The sequence below is a fragment of the Vibrio sp. 1401 genome, from assembly GCF_033340295.1.
The window spans coordinates 1-706 of sequence record NZ_JAWOWF010000360.1 but is presented as its reverse complement, the minus strand read 5'-3'; the positions used below and the strand labels follow the sequence as shown (position 1 = coordinate 706).

Here is a 706-nt window from a genome sequence, read left to right as displayed (position 1 = left end):
TCAGGGACTACCCACTCCCGCAGACGAAGCTGCAATGAATCGACTGTTAGATCAGTTAGATAGCAGTGTGCCTATCGTTATCAACGGTGGATTAACCTTTGCCATCGCGATACCAACACGTTTTATGTCAATGAACCTTTTTAGCGCTGGTTATGTGGAGATTCTCGCGGCACCTGATATTTCTGACGCCACCAACACCGCTGAGCGATACCTGAACTCGGCAGTTAATTTGGCGGCATTTGGCAGCGCAGAATATGGAGTCTCTCTATCAAGAACCTATACTCTTGGCGGACAAACCGTCGCCTTTGGCCTCACACCTAAATATCAACAACTTAAAACTTACACCCAACGTACAACGCTTGATGACTTTGATATTGAAGATTACGACAAAAGCGAAGTCTCAAAAAACGCCTTCAATATGGATGTTGGCATCGCTTGGTATCACGAAGCCTTTCGTGCGGGTTTGTCCGTTAAGGATGTGGTCAAGCAAGACATTAAAACCAAACTCGGTAGCTATACCTACGAACTCACTCCTCAAGCAACCGTTGGGATTGGCTACGTGAGTAACTACGTAGCACTGAGCTTAGACGCCGATCTAACCACGCAAAAGCGCTTTAAAGAACTTGATGATGACACTCAATTTGTGCGCATCGGTATCGAAGGCGACGCGTGGGGATGGGCACAACTTCGCGCAGGCTATGAAATA

At 47.0% G+C, this 706-nt stretch carries 1 protein-coding gene; it reads left to right on the top strand.

Features of this window, described 5'->3' with window-relative positions; translation table 11 throughout:
- On the top strand, nucleotides 1-706 hold a 706-nt coding region (locus R7Z77_RS25635; protein WP_318137086.1), incomplete at both ends, for a conjugal transfer protein TraF.